1 protein-coding gene is annotated in these 251 nt (G+C 40.2%); it reads left to right on the top strand.

What is annotated here, in order from left to right; all coding sequences use genetic code 11:
* A partial coding sequence (locus R2R70_RS21960) for a hypothetical protein (RefSeq protein ID WP_410979190.1) occupies positions 1 to 251 on the top strand: 251 nt, incomplete at both ends.

Raw genomic sequence — 251 nt, 5'->3', positions numbered from 1 at the left:
AGATATGTTGTTTTTCGTGCTTTGTTGGGTAATGGGATGGATTACATTAATGGTGTTATAAAGCAGCCTGAAAGCCCTGAAACGAACGCATTTACTCCTACGACTGTAAATGACGTTCCTATAGCTAATCCAGCATCAAAAATAAACTTAATTTCCGCACCTTCAGCTAATCAACAAGGCTCAGCAGTGGTACAGTATCCTACTGAAATTCCTAAAGGAACCAGTGGGCTTCAGCCTAGTATAGCAATTAC

Source organism: Cobetia sp. SIMBA_158 (genome assembly GCF_046566945.1).
Taxonomy (GTDB): domain Bacteria; phylum Pseudomonadota; class Gammaproteobacteria; order Pseudomonadales; family Halomonadaceae; genus Cobetia; species Cobetia amphilecti.
The sequence above is the reverse complement of the archived record's forward strand: the minus strand, read 5'-3'. Positions and strand labels throughout refer to the sequence as shown.